Genomic DNA, 23,170 nt, shown 5'->3' with positions numbered 1-23,170 from the left:
GGCATAAGCCAGAAACCCGTTCTTACCGCCAAGGCCGATTATACGTGGCGCAGCGTTTCAGTCAGTCCTGGCACCAGAATCACCTTGCGGCACTCTTCTTCGCGTTTTTCAAAGATCTTGTACGCCTCCTCCGCTCGCTCCAGCGGCATATGATGTGTAATAATCTCTTCGGGTTTAATCAGCCCCTGCTCAATCAGGTCCAGCAACTCCGGCAGGTAAGCCTGAACGTGCGTCTGCCCCATTTTAAAGGTCAGCCCTTTATCAAAGGCGTCGCCAAACAGGAAGCCGTGGATAAAACCTGCATACACGCCCGGCACGCTGACGATGCCGCCGCGCCTTACCGCCGCGATGCACTGACGCAGCGCTTTGCCGCTGCTGCCCTCCAGCTTCAGGTTGGTCATCACGGTTTCGGTCAGGCTGCCTTTCGCTTCAAAGCCGACCGCATCGACAACTGCGTCAACGCCGCGATGGTTAACGGTGTTTTCAATGATAAAGGCCGCCGGATCGTCATTTTCATCAAAGTTGATGGGAATAACGTCGTAGCGCTCCTGCGCAAAGGCGAGTCGATAGGGATGGTGATCCACCATGAAGATTTTTTCCGCGCCCAGCATACGCGCGCAGGCGGCGGTCAACAGTCCCACCGGACCGGCGCCGAAAATCGCCAGGCTGCTGCCTTTGGTTACCTGTGCGTTTTTCACCGCCTGCCAGGCGGTAGGCAGGATATCAGAGAGGAACAGCACTTTATCGTCCGCCAGGATCTGCGGTACTTTAAACGGTCCGGTGTTCGCTTTCGGCACGCGTACATATTCCGCCTGTCCGCCCGGCACGCCGCCATACAGTGCGCTGAAGCCAAACAGCGCCGCCGGAGAAGTGATCTGTTTCTTATTCAGGATCGCCCCACGGCCGGGATTGGTCGTCTCACAGGCGGCAAACTCTTGCAAGCGACAAAAGAAACAGTCGCCGCAGGCGATAACAAAAGGCACCACTACGCGATCCCCTTTCTGCACCGCCGTCACTGCGGATCCCGCTTCCACCACTTCCCCCATAAACTCATGGCCAAAGATATCCCCATGAGAGGTGCCAGGAATTTTGCCGCGATAGAGATGCAGATCGGAACCGCAAATAGCGGTAGCGGTAACGCGTAGAATGATGTCATCCGGCGCTTCCAGGCCAGGATCGGGAACATTATCAACTTTGACACGATGGGGGCCATGATAAGTCAGTGCTTTCATTGCCTTTCTCCATGTTGGGGATAAATGAGATGACCATCTCCTGATAAGCGCCGTTTAAAAAAAACCCGCATCAAGCGGGGTGCGCATCTGCGCCAACACCAGGGAATTTCTATATTAAAAGTTAGTATCTCTTGAGAATTGCGCAAGCGAAGCAAAGCGAAACATACGCTTAACGTCGTGGTCAGTAATCGAGGAAGGCATCGCATTAAGCGCTAAGCCCGCGCCATGCAAGGGATGCGGGAAGCGAAGAGAAAAAAAAGGCGATGCAAAAATTAGGGACAGCGCACCGCCTTCGTTCGGAACCTTAATAAATTGTTTAACATCTTGAAATTGACCGGTCACATCAGGCGCGATGCACTCTGCCGGGCGTTACGCTGCTTTAACCGTAACGCGACGTTAATAGACGGCCTGGTTAACAAAGTGCTTACTTTTTTTTGGCCGGTGATGCTCTGAAATCAGCAGGGATTTATAGAAAAAATCGCCGAGGCAGCTGAACGCGCGTGCATTCATCTTTTTCAATCCTAAATTCATTAATACTTTACGCTTATGCGCGGAAACGGTTTTCACGGAAATGTTCATCAGTCGCGCAACCATGCCCGGAGGGATACCCCGCAACAGATACTGCAATACCTTCCGCTGCTGTATGGTCAGCAGAAACTCCAGAGGCTTTGCGCCAGCCTTTTCTTCATCCAGTGCGGCCAGCAATCCCTGGGCGTCAACTTTTCGCGCTATGACGCCCTGCACAAGACCGCTCAAATCGTTTTTATAGAACAGTTCGTCAGTAATAAAGAAGATGCGTAATGACCGCCCCTCCAGCCGGGAGAAAAGCTGACGCAGCCGTTTTCTCTCACTGGTATCGACAATCAGGGTAAATTCCTCATTCGGATCGTCAGGAAGCGCTTTTTCAGGATGATAAAAAAAATCCCAGGTCTCGTGGCCGGCCGACTGCAGCAGAGCCGCAGCGCCCTGTGCAAAAAAGAAATTGTCAGAACATAAAATGATTTTCATAAGACTTTAACATCCTTACCTGGAGTAATTATGTTTGCACGCCAATCATCTTTTTCTGGACAGGAGCAACCGGCGAATTGTCGGCTGTGTCACATTTAACTGCCGTGCTGAAAGAGGTCAGCATTTATCTACCGCTATTATTTTTGCCGGCGAAATTAGCGCCGTCGGTGCCGTTTGTTTATTCCATGGTTTGGTGTTTATCCGGCTCATTTATTGAGTCGTTTCTGTTTATCAACCTCTCTTTTGCCACTTCCCGGTTTATTTCAAATTTATACCCATATGGTTTACTGTGAATGGAAAGAATCTAAACCGTCTAAAAAAAGCAAACAATGTTAACTGGATTAAATAATATCCTTAAAAAATTAATTAGCGCATAAGAGGAATAATGGACATCTTATTGTGTCAATTTTTAAGGAGATAAGATTCTACATTTTCGATATAAATGCATAAAAATCAAAATCTTAAATTACTTCTCCAACGTATTTTCAGGGAGTCCGCAGGCGAAAACCTTAAATCCTCTCACGCCATATTGTTAAGGGAAAACTATCCTTTTCAGCCTATGCAGCAACGATAGCGTTGTTTTTTAACCCTGGTGCATCGAATTTTACTCAACGTTTGCGCCGACATAGGGAAAGTTTTCCTCACCTGAACAGCCGGTTAATCTTTGCTTTCTGAAATAGCGCTTAAAATGGTCGCTTATAAACGTATTGCTATCTCTATATAAGCGATGAAAAGCATGCAAGTTTTAATCAAAACATGATAGGGTTTAAAACATTAAGAGACGTAAAGTTGACTTAGCAATCAGGATGTAGCCATGCAACCGGTCTATATTATTAATGATGTAATTTACTTTTGCCCTGAAAAAAAGAAACTCTCTATTCGCAGAGTTGAAACAAAGGAAATTACCTTAACGCAGCCTGCCGCGAGATGCCTTGAAATCTTGCTTAAAACCGATGGTATAGTTTTACAGAAAGAGCTTTATGATTTTGCCTGGGGGGAAAATGGTCGTAACGTTTCGCCCAATACGCTGTATCAAAATATCTCGCTTATTCGGCGCGGCCTTAATCAACTGCAGCCTGAAGCTGGCCGCTGGGTTATTACGGTGCCGCGCAAAGGGTTCAAAATTGAACAGTCTATTACTCTGGTGCACAGCGACGACGAATCGCCACCACAGCCTGAGCCAACCGAAGCCGTTAAACGTTTACCTGGCGAGACTGATGCGTTTAGTGCTCTGTCTCCGCTGCTTAAGCCATGTTTACTGGTATTGCCGATCGCTTTACTGTTGCTCTTTATTTTCTTCATCCTTCCGGTTAACACCGATGTTCAGACAACAATTAACAACTACCATAAGCTGGAAGATATAGGAGAGTGTCAGCTGTACGTTTATAAAGAGAAAAAAGTGCCGCTGGAAGCAGTCAATAACATGGTGCATAATTACATTGACTGTCTACATTATCCCTATGTCTATATTGTTCACAACCAGCCGGCGAAAAACATTGTACTTGTTTCCTGCCAAAATCCGCTGACTCATGATGAATCTGCCTGCCCCTCCTTGTAGCGAAGGAGAGGGGCATGAAATATAAAACGCTTGTTTTCGCAGGCCTGCTGGCTTTTATTCTCTTTTTTGTCATCTTTCTCCCGTAGTCAGGGGGAGCAGACATTTTTCCTGCCTGTCAGTAAAGATCACTATCTGTTCACCTCGAAAGCGGTGATCCCCGCCGCGTTTGTTAAAGCGGACGGCGCTGTTCTGTGCCTGACGTCGCGCCAGGGTTTCGCCAGCCACGGCCTGCCCTGCACGTGACAGGAGGCGCGGACCGACGTATGTTTTCTACAGCGCCTGCGCGCAGGCCCAGGCGGAACTCCACGCCCACTGGAAGTTATAGCCGCCAAGCCAGCCGGTGACGTCTACCACCTCGCCGATAAAATAAAGCCCCGGCACGTCGCGCGCTTCCATGGTTTTTGAAGAGAGCTGGGTCGTGTCGACGCCGCCCAGCGTCACCTCCGCCGTGCGGTAGCCTTCTGTGCCGTTAGGCTGGATGCGCCAGTGGTGCAGCGTTTCGGTCAGCTCGCGCTGCTGTTTGCCGTTAAGCTGCTTTAACGTCACTTCCGGCACCACGCCCAACGCCTGCAATACCTCTACCAGCCGTTTCGGCAGCGGCTTCGCCAGGGTATTTTTCAGGCTCTGGTTCGGGCGCGCCTCGCGTTCCTCATTAATAAAGGCATCGAGATCCTGTTCGGGTGACAGGTTGATGGTGACATATTCGCCCGGCTGCCAGTAGCTGGAGATTTGCAGCACCGACGGCCCGGAAAGGCCGCGGTGCGTAAACAGCATCGCCTCTTTGAAGCGCGTGCCGTCGGCCGCCTCAATCACCGTCGGCAGCGATACGCCCGACAGGGTTTGTAACTGCTCCAGCAGTGGCTTGTGCAGGGTAAAAGGCACCAGCGCAGCGCGCGTCGGGTGGATACGCAGGCCGAACTGCTCCGCCAGCCGATAGCCGAACGGCGAGGCGCCCAGGCCCGGCATCGACAGGCCGCCGCTGGCGATCACCAGCTTTTCCGCCTGCGCTTCCGCGCCGTTGAGCTGTACGCGATAGCCCGCCTCATCGCGGCTAACCGCGATCACTTCGCTGCGCAGACGCAGCGTGACCTGTCCCTTTTCGCATTCCGCCATCAGCAGGTCGACGATCTGCTGCGCTGAATCGTCGCAGAACAGCTGGCCCAGCGTTTTTTCGTGGTAAGCGATGCCATACTGGTTCACCAGGCCGATAAAGTCCCACTGCGTGTAGCGCGCCAGCGCTGATTTGCAGAAATGGGGGTTATGCGACAGGTAGGCGGCAGGCTCGGTATAGAGATTGGTGAAATTGCAGCGGCCGCCGCCGGACATCAGTATTTTTCGGCCCGGTTTTTTGCCGTTATCAATCAGCAATACCCGGCGGCCACGCTGCCCGGCCTGCGCTGCGCAAAACAGCCCGGCGGCCCCTGCGCCTATAATGATAACGTCATACTTTTCCACTGCTCACTCCTGCCTGGCGGCCAAAACCGCGATTGTAATGTGTTGCCGACATCCGGGCCAGCGTAACAAGAAATTCCGTAAAGTAACATAATGTAACTAACGGATTTCCTGGCATTTTTCCTGCCTGATGACCGGCGTTTTACACTTTTATGGCAAAAAAAAGCTATATTTTTCTTTCCCCCGGCGCGGTTTGTCGCTGATAATGCGCCGCGTTCATGTCCCCGAAAATGGCGTAACGCTTATGCTACATCTATTTGCTGGTCTCGATTTTAATACCGGCCTGTTATTAGTACTTGCTCTGCTGTTCGTGCTGTTTTATGAAGCCATTAACGGTTTTCATGACACCGCTAACGCAGTAGCGACCGTGATTTACACGCGTGCGATGCGCGCGCAGCTGGCCGTTGTGATGGCCGGGGTGTTTAACTTTTTTGGTGTGTTGTTAGGTGGTTTAAGCGTTGCTTATGCCATTGTTCATCTGCTTCCAACCGACCTGCTGTTGAATGTCGGTTCGGCGCACGGGTTGGCTATGGTCTTCTCCATGCTGCTCGCCGCAATTATCTGGAACCTGGGAACCTGGTATTTTGGTCTGCCTGCGTCCAGCTCCCATACGCTGATTGGCGCTATCATCGGTATCGGCCTGACCAATGCGCTGCTTACCGGCACCTCCGTGGTGGATGCGCTCAATATCCCCAAGGTGATCAATATCTTCGCGTCGCTGATCCTTTCGCCGATTATCGGCCTGGTGGTAGCGGGCGGATTGATTTTCCTGCTGCGTCGTTACTGGAGCGGCACGAAAAAACGTCGTCGTATTCATATGACGCCGGCCGATCGCGAGAAAGAAGACGGCAAGAAGAAGCCGCCGTTCTGGACGCGTATCGCGCTGATCGTTTCCGCTATTGGCGTAAGCTACTCGCACGGCGCCAATGACGGCCAGAAAGGCATTGGCTTGATCATGCTGGTGCTGATCGGCGTCGCGCCTGCCGGTTTCGTGATCAATATGAACGCTTCCGGCTATGACATCACGCGCACCCGCGATGCGGTCAACCATCTGGAGCAGTATTATCAGCAGCATGGCGACACGCTGCAGCATATTGTCCAGCTGGCGCCGCCTGCCCTGCCGACGCCGGAAGAAGCGGCGGGCGCGCCGCATGAGTTCCATTGCGACAGCGCACGCGCCATGATGGCGATTAACCGTACCCAGGCGATGCTGAATAATCTGTCGGGCTACGATGCGCTTAGCGTGGAGCAGCGCAGCCATCTGCGTCGTCTGTTGCTGTGCATCTCCGATACGGCAGAGAAAGCGGCCAAGATGCCGGAAGTTTCCGCGGAAGATAAACGCTTCCTCGGCAAGCTGAAGGGCGATCTGCTGAATACGGTTGAGTACGCGCCGGTCTGGATTATCGTAGCGGTCGCGCTGGCGCTCTCACTGGGCACGATGGTCGGCTGGCGTCGCGTCGCCACTACCATCGGCGAGAAGATTGGCAAGAAAGGCATGACCTACGGCCAGGGGATGTCCGCTCAGGTGACGGCGGCCGTTTCTATCGGCGTCGCCAGCTATACCGGGATGCCGGTTTCCACGACGCACATCTTGTCGTCATCGGTGGCTGGCACCATGCTGGTCGACGGCGGCGGCGTTCAGAGTCGCACGATTAAGAATATCGCGCTGGCCTGGGTCTTCACACTGCCGATCTCCATTCTGCTTTCCGGCTCCCTGTACTGGGTCGCCCTGAAGTTTATCTGACGACGCGACGGGCCGGTGAAAACCGGCCCGTTTTCTTTTCCCGCCACCCTTTCCTGCCGTCAGAAGCTCGCCTCTAGTGCCAAATCGCCAGGCCTACCAGACTAATCGCCACCATCGCGCAGAGCGAGCTAGTAAGAACGAACTGTCCGCGTACCCGTTCGCAGCGGCGGATAAATTCTTCGTCATGATGATCCAGATAGTGCCGCTTCCAGATATACCGAACCAGCCGCACCTGTTTGCTCGGCTGGCCGTGCGCGGTGAAAAATCCTCCGCCGTCCACGTACTGGTAGAGCAAAGGATCGCATCCGCGCAGCACAATCAGTAGCGCACGCAGCGATGAAAAATAGCGTGCCATGTTGATTAAACAGACAACGCATAAAGCCCAGAAAAGCGCGACGGTGCTAATCATGTTCCCCTCCCGGCTTACGACCGCGGCAGCGCGTTGCAGCGGGAATACGCTCCACACGCCCCACGATAACTTGCCTGCCACTAATGAACCGGACTGATTTGTTTTTTTACTGAAGAAAGCGCGGCATCATACCGGAGTATGATCGTTATGATTCAGTGTAGGAGATGTGATGAAAAATTTTCCAGCCGCTGTTTTCATTCGATGTGAAAAGCGAGTAAAACACTCCTTGATCCGGGTCGCAAAGCAGGCGCGCCGGAGACACTTTTGTTAATAACTGGCGCTATACTGACATTATGTGACACATGGAAGGAGTACCGTCATGGCTTATAAACATATTCTGATTGCCGTTGATCTCTCACCGGAAAGCAAACTGCTGGTCGAAAAGGCGGTTTCCCTGGCGCGCCCGTACGACGCCAAAATCTCCCTGATTCATGTCGACGTGAATTATTCCGACCTTTATACCGGTCTGATTGACGTTAATCTCGGCGATATGCAGAAGCGTATATCGGAAGAAACGCATCATGCGCTGACGGAGCTGTCGCAGGGTGCGGGCTATCCGGTGAGCGAGACGCTGAGCGGCAGCGGCGATCTGGCGCAGGTGCTGGTTGAGGCGATCAAGAAGTATGATGTGGATCTGGTGGTGTGCGGCCATCATCAGGATTTCTGGAGCAAGCTGATGTCTTCGGCGCGCCAGCTGATTAATACGGTGCATATCGATATGTTGATTGTGCCGCTGCGCGATGAGGATGATGAGTAAAGTCTGACGCGGCGCGTTAATCATAAGAAGGGGCGATGAGGTCGCCCCTTTTTTATTGGCTGCGGGATGGGTTGACAGGCGGTTAGGGAAAACCGGGGTGGCTTCTGGTTGTTCCGCGCCCCGCCGGAAGCCCTGGCCTATCGTAGAGACGCAAGATGTTATCCAGAGGATGCTGCTGGGGACAGTGTTTAGTGGGTGGTCGGTGGTCGGTTGACGCTGCCGTTTGGCGGGGTAGCGCCTGGTCGTTCTGCGCCCGCGCCGGAAGCCCTGGCCGGTCGTAAAGACGCAAGATGTCATCCCTGACAGCTCGGCCCGCGCCTTCCCTGGCGCGGGACGCTTTACTTTCGGCCAGGGCTCCCGTCGCCTCCGGCTTTTGAGTTGTCTGTAAGTCAAAACGGTGCGGCTTTGGGCGGCTCTGCTGCTTCTGGCTTTTGAGCCGCCTGTAAGGACAAAACGGTGCGGCTTTTGGCGGCTCTGCTGCTTCTGGCTTTTGAGCCGCCTGTAAGGATAAAACGGTGGGCTTTTGGCGCTTCCGTTAATCCGCCAGCGGCGGGTAGATATCGAAACGGTGGCTTTTAGTGGTAACCGCCGATTGCGTGGCAACGCCCGCCAGCGGCGGCGCATAGTCGGGCCGTTTCACCACGACCCGCTTTTTCGCCAAACGGCGCGCTGGCAGCAGCAGGCCGTCCGCATCCATATCCGCGCCCACCAGAGACTGAAACACCCGCATCTCTTTTTTCACCAGCGCGCTTTTCTGCCGGTGCGGATACATCGGATCGAGGTAGACCACATCGGGCGCCGGCGCGATATCTTCCAGCGCCGTCAGGCTGGAGGCGTGCAGCAGCGTCAGCCGCGCCTGTAGCCAGCCGCCGATTTCCGCATCCTGATAGCCGCGACGCAGGCCGTCCTCCAGCAGCGCCGCCACGACGGGATGCCGCTCCAGCATCCGCACCCGACAACCGATCGCCGCCAGCACGAAGGCGTCGCGCCCCAGCCCGGCGGTGGCGTCCACCACGTCAGGCAGATAGCCGCTTTTGATGCCGACGGCCTTCGCCACCGCCTCGCCGCGTCCGCCGCCGAAACGTCGCCGGTGCGCCATCGCCCCGCCGACGAAATCGACCCAGATGCCGCCCAGCTTCGGCTCGTCGCGTTTGCGCAGCTCCAGATGCTCCGGCGTCATCACCAACGCCATCGTCGCTTGCTCATCCTGTTCCAGCCCCCAGCGATCGGCTAAAACAGATAAGGCACCGTCTCCGGTGCCTGATTCATCAATTAAACCAATTTTCACGCCTGGCGTTATCCTTTAATGCCGTAGTGTTCCAGCATCGCATCCAGCTGCGGCTCGCGGCCGCGGAAGCGTTTGAACAGCTCCATCGGTTCTTCGGCGCCGCCGCGCGTCAGGATGTTATCGAGGAACGACTGGCCGGTTTCACGGTTGAAGATGCCCTCTTCCTCAAAGCGGGAGTAAGCGTCCGCCGCCAGCACGTCCGCCCACAGGTAGCTGTAGTAACCCGCTGCGTAGCCGCCAGCGAAGATATGGCTGAAGGCGTGCGGGAAGCGGCCCCAGGACGGACTCGGCACCACCGCCACCAGCTTTTTCACTTCCGCCAGCGTTTCAAGGATCTGCGCGCCTTTGGCCGGATCGAATTCGGTATGCAGACGAAAATCGAACAGGCCGAACTCCAGCTGACGCAGGATAAACAGCGCCGCCTGATAGTTTTTCGCCGCCAGCATTTTATCCAGCAACGCCTGCGGCAGCGGCTCGCCGGTTTCGTAATGGCCGGAGATAAACGCCAGCGCTTCTGGCTCCCAGCACCAGTTTTCCATAAACTGACTCGGCAGCTCGACCGCATCCCACGGCACCCCGCTGATGCCGGAAACGCCCGGCACGTCGACGCGCGTCAGCATGTGATGCAGGCCGTGTCCGAACTCATGGAACAGCGTGGTGACTTCGTCATGGGTAAACAGCGCCGGTTTGCCGTTCACCGGACGGTTAAAGTTACAGGTCAGGTAGGCAACCGGTTTTTGCAGGCTGCCGTCCGCTTTACGCATCATACCGACGCAGTCGTCCATCCAGGCGCCGCCGCGTTTGTTTTCACGCGCGTAGAGATCGAGGTAGAAGCTGCCGCGCAGTTCGCCATCTTCGTCGTAGAGGTCAAAGAAGCGCACGTCAGGATGCCAGACGTCGACATCCTTGCGCTCTTTAGCGCTGATGCCGTAAATGCGTTTTACCACCTCGAACAGGCCGTTGACCGCGCGTTCTTCCGGGAAGTAGGGTCGCAGCTGTTCGTCGCTGATGGCGTAGAGGTGCTGTTTCTGTTTTTCGCCATAGTAAGTGAGATCCCACGGCTGTAGTTCGTCAATGCCGTGTTCCTGTTTAGCGAAGGCGCGCAGGCGCTCCAGCTCTTTTTCCGCCTGCGGACGAGCGCGCTGCGCCAGGTCGGTCAGGAAGTCGATCACCTGCGACGGGCTTTGCGCCATTTTGGTCGCCAGTGATTTGTGGGCGTAGGAGTCGAAGCCGAGCAGCTGCGCCAGCTCATGACGCAGCGCCAGTTCTTCCGCCATAATCGGGCCGTTATCCCATTTTCCGGCGTTCGGCCCCTGATCGGAGGCGCGCGTCGAGTAGGCGCGGTACATTTCTTCACGCAGCGCCTGGTTGTCGCAGTAGGTCATAACCGGCAGATAGCTTGGGATATCGAGCGTCAACAGCCAACCTTCTTGCCCTTTCGCTTCCGCCTGCGCTTTCGCCGCGGCCATGGCGCTTTCCGGCATGCCGGCCAGTTCGCTTTCGTCGGTGATTAACTTGCTCCAGCCCATGGTAGCGTCCAGCACGTTGTTGCTGTAGGTGGAGCCAAGTTCAGAGAGACGCGCGGCAATTTCACCGTAGCGCTGCTGTTTTTCTTTCGGCAGACCGATGCCGGACAGTTCGAAGTCGCGCAGAGCGTTATCGACCGCTTTTTTCTGCGCGAGGCTCAGCTGCGCGTAGTTTTCGCCCTCTTTCAGGTTGCGATATGCCTGATAGAGGCCTTCATGCTGGCCGACCCAGGTGCTGTACTCTGAAAGCAGCGGCAGCGTTTGTTCATAAGCCTGGCGCAGTTCCGGGCTGTTTTTCACCGAGTTGAGATGGCTTACCGGCGAAAAGATACGCCCCAGACGATCGTCTACTTCCGCTAACGGCTGGCACAGGTTGTCCCAGGTGTAGGGCGCGCCCTGCGCCACTACTTTTTCTACCACGTCGCGGCACGCTTGCAGCGCTTGCTCAACGGCAGGGACTACGTGTTCAGGCTGAATGGCGGAAAAAGGGGGAAGGGTAAACGAGGTCAATAATGGATTGGTCATCGCGCAGTCCTTTAAGTTGATGTGGGCGCGCAGAGGCGCAATATCACTAACATGCGGCTAAGCAGTCCGAAAATCAATGGGGCTTACGGCGCGCAGCGTTTTGGTGATGCTGATTTAACCCGGTGCGTTTGTTATATTCCTTATCCTGCTAATTTTGGTGTTTAAGGAAGAATACATCATGTGGTACTTACTGGCGGCGGCGCTGCTGGCGCTGCTTTTTTTCCGTCCTGCGGCGAAGCCGCTGCTGCTGGCGACGCTGGCGCTGGCGCTCTGGCAGCAGGCGCTGCTGTGGCCGGGTCTGCTGCTGTTAGCGGGCCTGACGCTGGTCGCCTGGCTGCGCACGCACTATGCGCATCACGTTCGGCTGATGCCGCTGTTTGAAGCGGTGCTGGCGGCAGGCGCCGTCGCGCTGACGCTGCATCTCGCGCCCGGCTTTCATAATCAGCCGGTCGTGGTTCATGCCCAGGCCGGTCCGCTCAGCGCGCCCTTTACATTTTACTACAATCTGGATAAGGCGCTGGTGCCCTTTATTCTGCTGGCCTGTTTGCCGACGCTGGTGCAGGCGCCCGCTTCCCCACCGCGCTCGCGTTTCGCCTGGCCGCTGTTGATCGCCGCGATTCCCGCGCTGTTATTGGTGGCGACGCTGGCGGGCGGGCTGCGCATTGAGCCGCACTTTCCGGCGTGGCTGGGCGCGTTCGCTCTGGCGAATCTGTTTTTCGTTTCGCTGGCGGAAGAGGCGCTGTTCCGCGCCTGGCTGCAACAGCGGCTGCGTCAACGATTCGGTGCATGGCCCGCGCTGTTGGTCGCCGCGCTGGTGTTTGGCCTGGCGCATTTCGCGGGCGGCCCGCTGCTGATTTTTTTCGCTACGCTGGCGGGGCTGTTGTATGGGCTGGCCTGGCAGTGGAGCGGCAGGCTATGGGTCGCGACGCTGGTGCATTTCGCCTTTAATCTGACCCATCTGCTGTTGTTCACTTATCCGGTGCTGCAACGCTAGCCGCACAGATCCGAGTAATTTAGTCGGCGTCCGGCTATACTAGCGTCAATTTCCGCCGGGGCGTTTCCGCCCCGGCCTCATTTCATCAGGCATCACCGGATATATTGTAGATATGCTTAGTTACCGTCACAGTTTTCACGCTGGCAACCACGCCGATGTGCTGAAGCACACCGTTCAAAGCCTGATCATCACCGCGTTGAAAGAGAAGGATAAACCTTTTCTTTATCTGGATACGCACGCTGGCGCTGGCCGTTATCAGCTGAGCGGCGAGCATGCGGAGCGCACCGGTGAGTATCTGGAAGGCATCGCCCGCGTCTGGCAGCAGGAGGATTTGCCGGAGGAGCTGGCGCCTTATATCAGCTGTGTGAAGGCGCTGAATCACGGCCCGACCCTGCGCTATTATCCTGGCTCGCCGCTGATCGCCCGCCATCTGTTGCGTGAAGACGATAAGCTGGAGCTGACGGAGCTGCATTCGAGCGATTTTCCGCTGTTGCGCAGCGAGTTTCAGAAGGACAGCCGCGCGCGTCTGGCGCGCGCCGACGGCTATCAGCAGCTGAAAGCGAAGCTGCCGCCGCCGTCGCGTCGCGGCCTGATTCTGATCGATCCGCCTTATGAGATGAAAAGCGATTATCAGGCGGTGGTAAAAGGGATTCAGGAAGGCTATCGCCGTTTCAGCACCGGCGTGTTCGCGCTCTGGTATCCGGTGGTGTTGCGTCAGCAAATTAAGCGCATGATTCATGAGCTGGAAGCCACCGGCATTCGTCGTATTCTGCAAATTGAGTTGGCGGTGCGCCCGGACAGCGACCGTTTCGGCATGACCGGTTCCGGCATGATTGTGATTAACCCGCCGTGGAAGCTGGAGCAGCAGATGCAGAATGTGCTGCCATGGCTGCATCGCGTACTGGTGCCCGCAGGCACCGGTCATACCAGCGTTAACTGGATCGTTCCAGAGTAAGGGACGGTTTTTCTTCAACGCCTGAGTGTCGCATAGAACACGCTAAGTACATCGGCGCGATGATGTGGAACGCCTGCCGTGACTTCATTCGGAAGGCCAACTTTCTGAAATCTCCGGATTGTTGGATCTTCCGCGCCGGTCAAATGCCGAATCCCACCAGCGAAAGGCGCATATACGCCTTCACTCCAGCGGCTCACGAGAATATGCGTACTGCTTTATGTCTGCCTCGATCTTCGAGACGGTATGCAGTGGCGACGCGCTGGTACTACATGCCGTCGCCGGTAGGGCAGGAAGGAATTGCCGGTGCCACTGACGCGATGACGCGATGACGCGATGACGCGATGACGCGCGGCGAATATCGCAAATTTATTCAGCATGGGGAGAATGTTTATCCACCGGCAAAATTTATAGCCCTACGTGTCAACTAACATATTCCTTCTGTTTAATCAGGGAAGCACATATGAATGTATAATTAAGTATTAGCTTTTAACAAGGACGTTGCTACTATGAGTTACACGGATATATCAGCGCTGAAGAGTGAGTCAGACCGCCAGCTGGCGCTACGACTTGAAAAAGCCGTAGCGTCGATTAGAAACGAAGTGGTCAACGACGCTAAAGATCTACGTGCAGCAGCACAGCGGATAACCTTTCTTACATCTTGCTTTTTTGAAGATTATCAAGATGTGTGTAGGCAGATACAAGAGGATGATAAACGCTTTTATCTCGGTCTGATGCAAATAGTAACAGACCGCAATGCTGTTTATAAAATGATTGAAATATATTTTGAGCTAGTATTCAAAAATAAAAAAGAAGAGCAAATATTAAGAATCAGGGATGCGTTATTTAAAGCTGGCATTCGCGTATCGGCAGGCCAGATAAATGGTAAGGCGCTAACGGTTGCTGTGGTTGCAGCGGCAGCGTATGGTTTTAAATTAAGCGCAATAACGAGAAGATATGTCATACACGGCACGACCACCGCACTTTTCCTTATGAAAGTTCACGGGCTTGTAGCCCCCGCAAAAGAAAGCGCAGAACGTTTACACAGGTTAAATCCTGAATACTATAGATTACTTTATGCGCGCAACCTTGAAATGATGTTTTTTCTAATAGAACCTCTTTTTATAAATTCGCAAGCGCTTCGTACAGGTTCATTAAGCGACGAAGAGATAGTAAAAATAATCACCTATATGGTTAAATAACATGACAGCGCAACTCATAAGATTACTTAAATATTTAATAAAGTTTTTTATAGTTACAGGAATTTCTTTATCTGTGATTTACGGATTTACTTTTTTTGCCGTAAGCCATGATATACCGATGAAATATGTATATCTTTTCGCGTTGGGTATAATCATCCTTACGTTTTACATAGAAATAAAATTTCTTTAGTAATTTAACTTATTTTTACCATGAAAATATTTATTGAAATATGTAAGTTTCAATTAAGAATGCTCGCTTTCGTGATAATACCTAACGTGCTTATTATCTGTTTTGCTATGCTTCCGGTCACTTATTTGCCCGACAATATTTGTATGAAAGCAATCTATTTATAGTAATAACGTTTATCGCAACGTTTCTTATAGAGAAGAAATTTTTTAAATAGCGGGTAGTTTGCGCATCTGTCATACCGGGCACTTTATGCGCATAATCTTAAAATGTCCTTTTTTATAAGGAAGGCTTTTTTCATGGATGCAAGGGCGATTCGCGCAGACAGACTAAGTGACGAAGTTATAGTGAAGATAATTAAATATATGATTAATTAACATAAAAAATATTTTATTGTCTTAATTAAATTTGTATTAAGAATGTTCGCCTTTGCAATAAGGGCAACTATTCTGGTTGTGTGCTTTGCTGTGTTTGCGGTAACGTATTTACCTGAAGATATTTGCATGGAGGCCATTGGCTTATTTATACTCTTAACATTTATCGTATCGGTTATTGTAGAAAAGAAATTTTAAATAGCGGGTGCACGAAGCTTCCGCTATCTTATTATGCGTGGTGCTCTTTTATATTCCAGGTTGTACGCGTTTCCGCGCCGCGCCCGCCTTTTGAGGTCTGCTCCCAGTATTGAAACTGCACTTTATCGGCTTCCAGCTCGTAAGTTACTTCTGAAGCAATGCCCGAATCCCCCATGCGAATAGCGGCTATGCGTACATTTTCTATCGTAATGCGGCAAAATTCTTTATGCTCACTCCCGGCGCGACATATTGCCAGTTCCGCTTTACTTATCAGAGTCTTTTTTGATGCGTAAGTAATCATTGCCGGAGTCGCTTTATCAAGCAAGGCGTGAACCGTGAGATTATGAAAATTAACGGTTCCGTTATTCTCCGCCCCATGACTTTCCAGTCCCCAGCTATATCCTTTTAAATCAATCCAGCCTTGATGCAAATTATCTTTAGATTCCCCGGTAATACCCTGCAAACGTAAATATAGTTCATCCATTTATATTTTATTCCAGCCATTTAAATAACACGTTATATTCCTATAGCTGCGATCAATCAATGTACCAATGGATAAATATTCTCTAATAATCTCATTAATAACCTTTTGTTTATGTTGGTAATCAAAAAGGTGAAGGTATAGGCTAAAAGTCGTAAGTTAAGGCCCTGGCTGATGTTTAGACATAAATTTGCATAACCAGCGGGCCTCTAACGACGTATAAGATCCTTATCTAACGACAAACAATAAAGCTAAGCTAGCAAGACGCACTTTGCGCGGCCTGGTTCGGCAGCTCGGCGTCGTCCGTAGCGCCCTTCCCTTATACCTCGAAGACGGCAAAATCGCGCGCCAGTTCGGTGTTAGGGAAAATCGCCTGGCACTCCGCCAGCAGGCGCGGCATATCCTCAGAGCGATAGCGTGAGCTGAAATGAGTGGCGATAAGCCGTTTGGCGCGCGCGTCTCTGGCGGCGGTCGCCGCCTGTACGGTAGTGGAATGGCCGCGTCCGTTGGCTTTCTCCTCCATTGCCGCCTCCAGCGTGGTTTCATGCACCATCACGTCTACCTCCGCCGCCAGTGCCAGCGCGTTCTCGGTCGGCGCGGTGTCGCCGAATATCGCCAGCTTTTTACCCGGCGTCGAGGGGCCAAGATAGTCACGGCCATGAATAACGCGGCCATCCTCCAGCGTGACGCTCTGGCCCTGTTTCAGCTGTTGGAACCAGGGGCCGCGCGGCACGTTGTCCGCCCTGAGTTTTTCCGCGTCGAGAAAACCCGGCTTGTCATGCTGTTCGATGCGAAAGCCGAAGCAGGGCAAGACGTGATTCAGCGAAAAGGCCGTGACCTTGATCGCGCCGTCGTCGAACAGTTCGCCCGCCGCGATTTCAACGATCTCCAACGGATAGGTGACAAACGACCCGCTCAGGCTCAGCGCGGTTTCGACAAACTGGCGCAGCCCTGGCGGCCCGTAAATCGTCAGCGGCTCAGGGATGCCGCCCATCGAGCGGCTGGTCAGCAGTCCCGGCAGGCCGAAAATATGATCGCCGTGCAGGTGCGTGATAAAGATTTTTTGCAGTTTGCCCGGTTTCAGGGCGCTGCGCATAAACTGGTGTTGCGTGGCCTCGCCGCAGTCAAACAGCCAGCAGTCGCCGCGATGAGAAAGCGTCAGGGCGATAGAAGTCACATTACGCTGTAAGCTGGGCGTGCCAGCACAGGTGCCAAGAAAAGTCAGTTGCATAGGCTTACTCTGGTTGTTGTTGAATGGCTTCCCAGCTCAGATCGAAACGGGCGAGGTATTTACGCAGTCGGTCGGCGTCATTCGACTGTTTCTTCTGCTGGCGCGACACGGCGAAAAGCTTGCGTCCGGCTTCCGACAGGCTGGCGGATCGCCGACAGATCGTCAATACCGCCTCCAGCGAATCGCGATCGAAAAGATCGCGATCCTCTGGAGGCAGCGGCATCGGATCGTATCCGCGCCAGATTTGCCGCAGGCGCGCGATCGCTCGCTGACGCCTGTCTGCGCGATGCGCCCATTGTCGGCCAGCGACGCCATGCGCGTTATCGTGGCGCAGTTCACCGCCGTCAGCCACTCTTTTATCTGATGTCGGTACTGCTTCAGCGGAAAGATGCGGTGGGCAGGAAAGCCCGTTTATGTCACGCTTTTAGCCATACCCTGTCGTCGCGGCGCTAAAAACAGACGCCCTGGCGCAACGCGGCGAGCAACGGCACGCCGCCGTACAGAGGAGAAAGTATGAAATCGCAATATCAAACGTTGACCGTCGCCAACGGCGCGCTGGTGAAAATGTGGACCCAGGGCGTGCCCGTGGAACCGGAAGCGCGCCAGCAGCTGCTGGATACGGCAAAGATGCCGTTTATCTTTAAACACCTGGCGGTGATGCCTGACGTGCATCTGGGGAAAGGATCGACCATTGGCAGCGTGATCCCGACGCGCGGCGCGATTATTCCGGCGGCGGTCGGCGTGGATATCGGCTGCGGCATGATGGCGGTGCGCACCTCGCTGGTCGCCGGCGATCTGCCGGAAAACCTTTACGGCATCCGCAGCGCGATCGAACGCGCGGTGCCGCACGGGCGCACCAGCAACCGCTCCGGCAACGATAAAGGCGCCTGGAAACGCGCGCCGGAGAGCGTCGATCGGCACTGGTCAACGTTGCAGACAGGATTCAAACGCATTACCGATAAATACCCGGCGCTGCTGAAAACCAATAACTACGCGCACCTCGGCACGCTCGGCACCGGCAACCATTTTATCGAGCTGTGTCTGGATGAAGCGGACCGCGTCTGGGTGATGCTGCATAGCGGATCGCGCGGCGTCGGCAACGCTATCGGCACGTTGTTTATCAATCGGGCGCAGCAGGATATGCGGCAGCATATCGCCAACCTGCCGGACCGCAACCTGGCCTACTTTGAAGAGGGCAGCCGCCACTTCGCCGACTATATGAATGCGGTGGGCTGGGCGCAGGATTACGCGCGTCATAATCGCGAAATCATGATGCAGCATGTGCTGGCGGCGCTGAAGCAGAGCATCAGCAAGCCGTTCAGCGCCACGGCGGAGGCGGTGAATTGCCATCACAACTATGTGCAACGCGAGCAGCATTTCGGCGAATCGGTGCTGGTGACGCGCAAGGGCGCGGTATCGGCGCAGCGCGGTCAGCTGGGCATCATTCCCGGCTCGATGGGCGCGAAAAGCTTTATCGTGCGCGGCCTGGGAAATGAAGAGAGTTTCTGCTCGTGCAGCCACGGCGCCGGACGCGCCATGAGCCGCTCCGCGGCGAAAAAACGCTTCACCGTGGCCGATCAGCAGCGGGCGACGGCGCACGTGGAATGCCGCAAAGACAGCGACGTGATTGATGAAATCCCGATGGCTTATAAAGATATCGACGCAGTTATGGCGGCGCAGTCATCGCTGGTGGAGATCGTGCATACTCTGCGCCAGGTGGTTTGCGTAAAAGGATAACCGCGATTACGCCGCGTCTGCCCTGACCGAAGCGACGAAAAAGTCGGCTCCTGTTGCAATCATAGGCGCAAACTTTGCGGGAAATCAGCGAGTGGCGGTACACTTACGCCAGTTTTCTTTTCTTACTTTCTGGAGCTCGCTCAATGACCCGACATTATGATTACCTCGCCATCGGCGGCGGCAGCGGCGGTATCGCCTCCATTAACCGTGCGGCGATGTATGGCCAGAAATGCGCCCTGATCGAAGCGAAAGAGCTGGGCGGCACCTGCGTTAACGTCGGCTGCGTTCCGAAAAAAGTTATGTGGCATGCGGCGCAGATCGCGGAAGCGATCCATAACTACGGCCCTGACTACGGCTTCGATACCACCGTGAACCAGTTCAACTGGCAGACGCTGGTGAAAAACCGCAGCGCCTATATCGATCGCATCCACACCTCTTATGAAACCGTGCTGGGCAAAAACAACGTCGACGTGATTAAAGGCTTCGCTCGCTTTGTCGACGCCCACACCGTCGAAGTGAACGGCGAGAAGATCACCGCCGATCATATTCTGATCGCCACCGGCGGCCGTCCGGTGCATCCGGCGATCCCTGGCGCGGAATATGGCCTCGACTCTGACGGCTTCTTTGAGCTGGATGCCATGCCGAAGCGCACCGCGATTGTCGGCGCTGGCTATATCGCCGTGGAAATCGCCGGCGTACTGAACGCGTTGGGTTCCGAAACCCATCTGTTTGTGCGTAAAGAAGGCCCGCTGCGTCAGTTCGATCCGCTGCTCAGCGAAACGCTGGTGGAAGTGATGAACGCTGAAGGCCCGACGCTGCACACTTATTCCGTGCCGAAAGCGGTGGTGAAAAATCAGGACGGCAGCCTGACGTTACAGCTGGAAAACGGCGAAGAACAGACCGTCGACTGCCTGATCTGGGCGATTGGCCGCGAACCGGCGACCGATAACCTTAACCTGGCGGTAACCGGCGTGGCGCTGAATGAAAAAGGCTACATTCAGGTGGATCAGTTCCAGAATACCAGCGTGCCGGGCATCTATGCCGTCGGCGACAACACCGGCGCGGTAGAGCTGACGCCGGTCGCGGTCGCTGCGGGCCGCCGCCTCTCCGAGCGCCTGTTCAACGGCAAGCCGAACGAGCATCTGGACTACAGCAATATTCCGACCGTGGTGTTCAGCCACCCGCCAATCGGCACCGTCGGCATGACCGAACCGGAAGCGCGCGCTCACTACGGCGACGACGAGGTGAAAGTCTATAAATCTGCTTTTACCGCAATGTACACCGCGGTCACGCAGCACCGCCAGCCGTGCCGCATGAAGCTGGTGTGCGTCGGTAAAGAAGAGAAGATCGTCGGCATCCACGGCATCGGCTTCGGCATGGATGAAATCTTGCAGGGCTTCGCGGTGGCGCTGAAAATGGGCGCGACCAAAAAAGATTTCGACAACACCGTCGCTATTCACCCGACGGCAGCGGAAGAATTTGTCACTATGCGTTGATTTTTGACATTTTCAATTTTCAAAGCAAGCTGTTAAAGGCCAAACGCCCCTGGGCGTTTGGCCTTTTCTCTTTTCAGGTCCAATACTTACCTGAGTCGCGTTTGCACGCTAGGCCTCTCATTCGCAACGTTTTCCTGTTTTTATAATCATTTTGTTACATACGTTAATATTAGGTAATTTATAAATGTGTATATCTCGTTAATAAATAAACATAAACGGAACAACCAGAAATACTAGATCTATTTTTATTAACATTATGTGAGACATCCAGGGCTATGTTGTTTAATAAAGAAACATCCCGCCGCAAGTTCTTACTCGGCGCTCTTGTCGCTTTGCCGTTAAGCGATATGATTTTTAAAGGACTTACCGCAGCACAGGCCGCTGAAATGGCCGCTCCAGAACTCAACGACTACCAGCCCATTTTCTTTAACGCTGAAGAATGGCAGTTTATTCTGGCCGCAACCGACCGCCTGATCCCCGCTGGCGGCAAAGGTAAAGCCCCGGCGCGCTGGAGACCAACGTGCCGGTTTTTATCGACCAGCAGCTCCACGGCGATATGGGCGAAGAAATCTATATGCAGGGGCCGTTTAACGCCCATGCGCCTGCCACGATGGGGTATCAAATCCCCTACCGTCCGCAACAGCTCTATAAAATCGCGATTCCCTTGATTAATAAATGGAGCATTAACGCTTATCAGAAGCCTTTCCATCAGCTGACGCCGCAGGAAAAAGATCAGGTGCTGACGCATCTGCAAAAAGATGGCATCGATTTCGCCGCGCTTGGCGAAGCGAACATGAAGCCGTCGCACTTTTTCAGCCAGCTGATTTCCGATACCAAACATGGCTACCTCTCCGATCCGATGTACGGCGGCAACAAGGGCATGAAAGCCTGGATCGCCATCGGCTTTCCTGGCGCGCGCGCCAGCTTCCTGGAGTGGGTGAAACAGCACAACGTGCCTTATCCGTTAGGGCCGGTGAGTATCAAAGGCGAGCGCGCCTGACGGGCGCGAAGCAATGCGTGTTTTTGCAATATTTACAAGGTAAAGAATGGCACAGCTAAATAAGAAAGAAGTCGACGTCGTCGTGGTCGGCCTGGGTTGGGCTGGCTCGCTGATGAGCATCGAGCTGGCGATGGCGGGATTAACGGTACGGGCGTTAGAAAAAGGGCCGGAGCGTGACTACGCCGAATTCGCCTATCCGAAACCGGCCGATGAATATGCCTACGCGGTACGCAATAAAGTGATGACCACACCTGCGGAATCGGCGGTCACCGTGCGCTATAACATGGACCAGACGGCGCTGCCGACCCGCAAATGGGGCGCATTTGTGCCGGGCGGCGGCGTGGGCGGTTCAGGCCTGCACTGGACGGGCGTGCTGATCCGCCCAACGCCAACCGATTTAAAGCTCAAAACCTATGCGGACCAGGCCTATAAGCCGGGCATCCTCGCGGAAGAGATGCGCATCATGGACTTCCCGTTCACCTGGGATGAAATCGAGCCTTATTTCGATAAGTTTGAACGCATCTGCGGCCAGTCCGGCAACACCGGCAACCTACGCGGCAAAATTCTGGAAGGCGGCGATCCGTTTGAAGGTCCGCGCTCCAACCCTTATCCGCTGCCAGCGCTGGAAGATACGCTGAATAACGCGATGTTCGCCGAAGCGGCCAAAAAGCTGGGCTACCATCCGTTCCCTAACCCGTCTGCGGCGGTGTCGCGCGCCTGGACTAACCCTTACGGCAACCAGATCGCGCCCTGTAACTACTGCGGCTATTGCAGTAAATATCCCTGCCTGAACTACTCCAAAGCCTCGCCGCAGACGGCGGTGATGGATGCGCTGAAGCGCATGGACAACTTCTCTTATGAAGTGAACGCCAACGTCCTGAAGGTAGTGCTGCACGACGATAAGAAAACGGCGAAAGGCGTGATCTACATCGACGAACAGGGTAACGAATGCTTCCAGCCGGCGAAGATCGTGGTGCTGAGCAGCTTCCAGCTCTACAACGTCCATCTGATGCTGCTTTCCGGCATTGGCAAGCCCTACAACCCGATTACCGAAGAGGGCGTGGTTGGGCGCAACTACGCTTTCCTGAGCAACGGCGGCGCGACGCTTTTCTTTAAAGATAAAAACTTCAATCCGTTCGCCACCTCCGGCCCGACCGGACAGATGTTCAACGACATCTCTCCGGGCAACTTCGACGGTCCGGGCCTGGGCTTTATCGGCGGCGCGAAGATCCACAGTTCGCAGGCGACCGGCACGCCGATCGGCACCTCGCTGCCGAAGGGCACGCCGTCATGGGGCATGGGCTGGAAAGAGGGTCTGGAGGAGTGGTACGGCCATTCCATGAAGATCAGCATCACCACTACCTGCATGTCCTACCGCGACATCTATCTGGATCTCGATCCGAACTACACCAATGAGCACGGCCAGCCGCTGCTGCGCATGACCTTCAACTGGAAACAGAACGAGCTTAAGCTTCAGCAGTACCTGAAGGGCATCGTGGGCGATATCGCGAAGGAACTCAACCCGGACAGCATGAGCATGAGCTTTCTGCCGATGGATGCGCAATTTGATCTGACCAAGTATGTCTCCACACATAACGTGGGCGGCGCGGTAATGGGCGACAACCCGAAAACCTCGGCGCTCAACCGCTACCTGCAAAGCTGGGATGTGCATAACGTATTCGTGCCGGGCGGCAACGCCTTCCCGCAAAACTTCCAGGCCAACCCGACCGATACCATCGGCGCGATTACCCTGATGGCGGCACAGGCGATCAAAGAACAGTATCTGAAAAACCCCGGCCCACTGGTACAGGTATAAGCG

19 protein-coding genes and 2 pseudogenes are annotated in these 23,170 nt (G+C 54.4%); 11 read left to right on the top strand and 10 right to left on the bottom strand.

What is annotated here, in order from left to right; all coding sequences use genetic code 11:
• Positions 1-38 precede the first annotated feature (38 nt).
• From C2E16_RS01400 to C2E16_RS01395, 3 genes are all read right to left on the bottom strand, one after another.
• The gene (locus C2E16_RS01400; RefSeq protein WP_084971247.1) at positions 39-1,232 is read right to left on the bottom strand and encodes a zinc-dependent alcohol dehydrogenase; all 1,194 of its coding nucleotides are present in this window, start codon (positions 1,230-1,232) and stop codon (positions 39-41) included.
• 114 nt (positions 1,233-1,346) lie between these two features.
• Positions 1,347-1,574: a hypothetical protein gene (locus C2E16_RS20500; RefSeq protein WP_146107470.1), complete on the bottom strand. Its 228-nt coding sequence runs from the start codon at positions 1,572-1,574 to the stop codon at positions 1,347-1,349.
• 54 nt (positions 1,575-1,628) lie between these two features.
• Positions 1,629-2,240, bottom strand: coding sequence for a helix-turn-helix transcriptional regulator (locus tag C2E16_RS01395; RefSeq protein ID WP_084971244.1), 612 nt, complete (start codon positions 2,238-2,240; stop codon positions 1,629-1,631).
• 814 nt (positions 2,241-3,054) lie between these two features.
• Between C2E16_RS01395 and C2E16_RS01390 the strand changes: the two genes are divergently transcribed.
• Both C2E16_RS01390 and C2E16_RS20715 read left to right on the top strand, forming a co-directional pair.
• A complete protein-coding gene (locus C2E16_RS01390; protein ID WP_084971242.1) occupies positions 3,055-3,798 on the top strand; it encodes a winged helix-turn-helix domain-containing protein in 744 nt (247 codons plus the stop codon).
• 66 nt (positions 3,799-3,864) lie between these two features.
• Positions 3,865-4,041: a hypothetical protein gene (locus C2E16_RS20715; RefSeq protein WP_156462411.1), complete on the top strand. Its 177-nt coding sequence runs from the start codon at positions 3,865-3,867 to the stop codon at positions 4,039-4,041.
• A gap of 27 nt (positions 4,042-4,068) precedes the next feature.
• Here the strand turns inward: C2E16_RS20715 and C2E16_RS01380 are convergent, their stop codons facing one another.
• Positions 4,069-5,253 carry a BaiN/RdsA family NAD(P)/FAD-dependent oxidoreductase gene (locus C2E16_RS01380; protein WP_038629602.1) on the bottom strand — a complete coding sequence of 395 codons (1,185 nt, stop codon included), beginning with the start codon at positions 5,251-5,253 and terminating at the stop codon, positions 4,069-4,071.
• A 241-nt stretch (positions 5,254-5,494) separates the two neighbouring features.
• On the opposite strand from C2E16_RS01380, the gene pitA reads away from it, so the two are divergent.
• Positions 5,495-6,994, top strand: a complete 1,500-nt coding sequence (gene pitA / locus C2E16_RS01375; RefSeq protein ID WP_133052093.1) for an inorganic phosphate transporter PitA — start codon at positions 5,495-5,497, stop codon at positions 6,992-6,994.
• 73 nt (positions 6,995-7,067) lie between these two features.
• On the opposite strand, the gene uspB is transcribed toward pitA, so the two are convergent.
• Positions 7,068-7,403: a universal stress protein UspB gene (uspB, locus tag C2E16_RS01370; protein ID WP_038629601.1), complete on the bottom strand. Its 336-nt coding sequence runs from the start codon at positions 7,401-7,403 to the stop codon at positions 7,068-7,070.
• A 319-nt stretch (positions 7,404-7,722) separates the two neighbouring features.
• Between uspB and uspA the strand changes: the two genes are divergently transcribed.
• Positions 7,723-8,160 (top strand): universal stress protein UspA, encoded by a 438-nt coding sequence (gene uspA, locus C2E16_RS01365; RefSeq protein ID WP_038629600.1) that lies wholly within the window; start codon positions 7,723-7,725, stop codon positions 8,158-8,160.
• A 535-nt stretch (positions 8,161-8,695) separates the two neighbouring features.
• Here the strand turns inward: uspA and rsmJ are convergent.
• Entirely contained in the window at positions 8,696-9,448 is a 753-nt protein-coding gene (gene rsmJ / locus C2E16_RS01360) for a 16S rRNA (guanine(1516)-N(2))-methyltransferase RsmJ (protein WP_038629596.1), read from the bottom strand.
• 8 nt (positions 9,449-9,456) lie between these two features.
• Positions 9,457-11,499, bottom strand: coding sequence for an oligopeptidase A (prlC, locus tag C2E16_RS01355; protein WP_038629593.1), 2,043 nt, complete (start codon positions 11,497-11,499; stop codon positions 9,457-9,459).
• A gap of 178 nt (positions 11,500-11,677) precedes the next feature.
• On the opposite strand from prlC, the gene C2E16_RS01350 reads away from it, so the two are divergent.
• The 3 genes from C2E16_RS01350 to C2E16_RS01340 all read left to right on the top strand — a co-directional run bounded on the left by C2E16_RS01350 (position 11,678) and on the right by C2E16_RS01340 (position 14,647).
• Positions 11,678-12,493: a CPBP family intramembrane glutamic endopeptidase gene (locus C2E16_RS01350; RefSeq protein WP_038629590.1), complete on the top strand. Its 816-nt coding sequence runs from the start codon at positions 11,678-11,680 to the stop codon at positions 12,491-12,493.
• Between the two features lie 112 nt (positions 12,494-12,605).
• Entirely contained in the window at positions 12,606-13,448 is an 843-nt protein-coding gene (locus C2E16_RS01345; protein ID WP_038629588.1) for a 23S rRNA (adenine(2030)-N(6))-methyltransferase RlmJ, read from the top strand.
• Between the two features lie 506 nt (positions 13,449-13,954).
• Positions 13,955-14,647, top strand: a complete 693-nt coding sequence (locus tag C2E16_RS01340; RefSeq protein WP_084970595.1) for a hypothetical protein — start codon at positions 13,955-13,957, stop codon at positions 14,645-14,647.
• A 790-nt stretch (positions 14,648-15,437) separates the two neighbouring features.
• Here C2E16_RS01340 and C2E16_RS01330 read toward each other — a convergent pair.
• From C2E16_RS01330 to C2E16_RS21340, 3 genes and pseudogenes are all read right to left on the bottom strand, one after another.
• Positions 15,438-15,890: an Hcp family type VI secretion system effector gene (locus C2E16_RS01330; RefSeq protein WP_038629584.1), complete on the bottom strand. Its 453-nt coding sequence runs from the start codon at positions 15,888-15,890 to the stop codon at positions 15,438-15,440.
• A gap of 316 nt (positions 15,891-16,206) precedes the next feature.
• Complete coding sequence (rnz, locus tag C2E16_RS01325) at positions 16,207-17,118, bottom strand: ribonuclease Z (RefSeq protein WP_038629581.1); 912 nt, start codon at positions 17,116-17,118, stop codon at positions 16,207-16,209.
• A 4-nt stretch (positions 17,119-17,122) separates the two neighbouring features.
• Positions 17,123-17,323, bottom strand: a pseudogene (locus tag C2E16_RS21340) (sigma 54-dependent transcriptional regulator); the annotation flags it as partial.
• Between the two features lie 308 nt (positions 17,324-17,631).
• Between C2E16_RS21340 and C2E16_RS01315 the strand changes: the two are divergent.
• The 4 genes and pseudogenes from C2E16_RS01315 to C2E16_RS01300 all read left to right on the top strand — a co-directional run bounded on the left by C2E16_RS01315 (position 17,632) and on the right by C2E16_RS01300 (position 23,167).
• The gene (locus tag C2E16_RS01315) at positions 17,632-18,855 is read left to right on the top strand and encodes an RtcB family protein (protein WP_038629578.1); all 1,224 of its coding nucleotides are present in this window, start codon (positions 17,632-17,634) and stop codon (positions 18,853-18,855) included.
• 143 nt (positions 18,856-18,998) lie between these two features.
• On the top strand, positions 18,999-20,351 hold the full coding sequence (gene gorA / locus C2E16_RS01310; RefSeq protein WP_038629576.1) for a glutathione-disulfide reductase: 1,353 nt from the start codon (positions 18,999-19,001) through the stop codon (positions 20,349-20,351).
• 275 nt (positions 20,352-20,626) lie between these two features.
• A pseudogene (locus tag C2E16_RS01305) lies at positions 20,627-21,351 on the top strand (gluconate 2-dehydrogenase subunit 3 family protein).
• Positions 21,352-21,397: 46 nt separating this feature from the next.
• Positions 21,398-23,167, top strand: coding sequence for a GMC family oxidoreductase (locus C2E16_RS01300; protein WP_038629571.1), 1,770 nt, complete (start codon positions 21,398-21,400; stop codon positions 23,165-23,167).
• The last annotated feature ends 3 nt before the right edge of the window (positions 23,168-23,170 follow it).

Origin of the sequence: Mixta calida (genome assembly GCF_002953215.1) — a bacterium.
GTDB classification, from domain to species: Bacteria; Pseudomonadota; Gammaproteobacteria; order Enterobacterales; family Enterobacteriaceae; genus Mixta; species Mixta calida.
The sequence above is the reverse complement of the archived record's forward strand: the minus strand, read 5'-3'. Positions and strand labels throughout refer to the sequence as shown.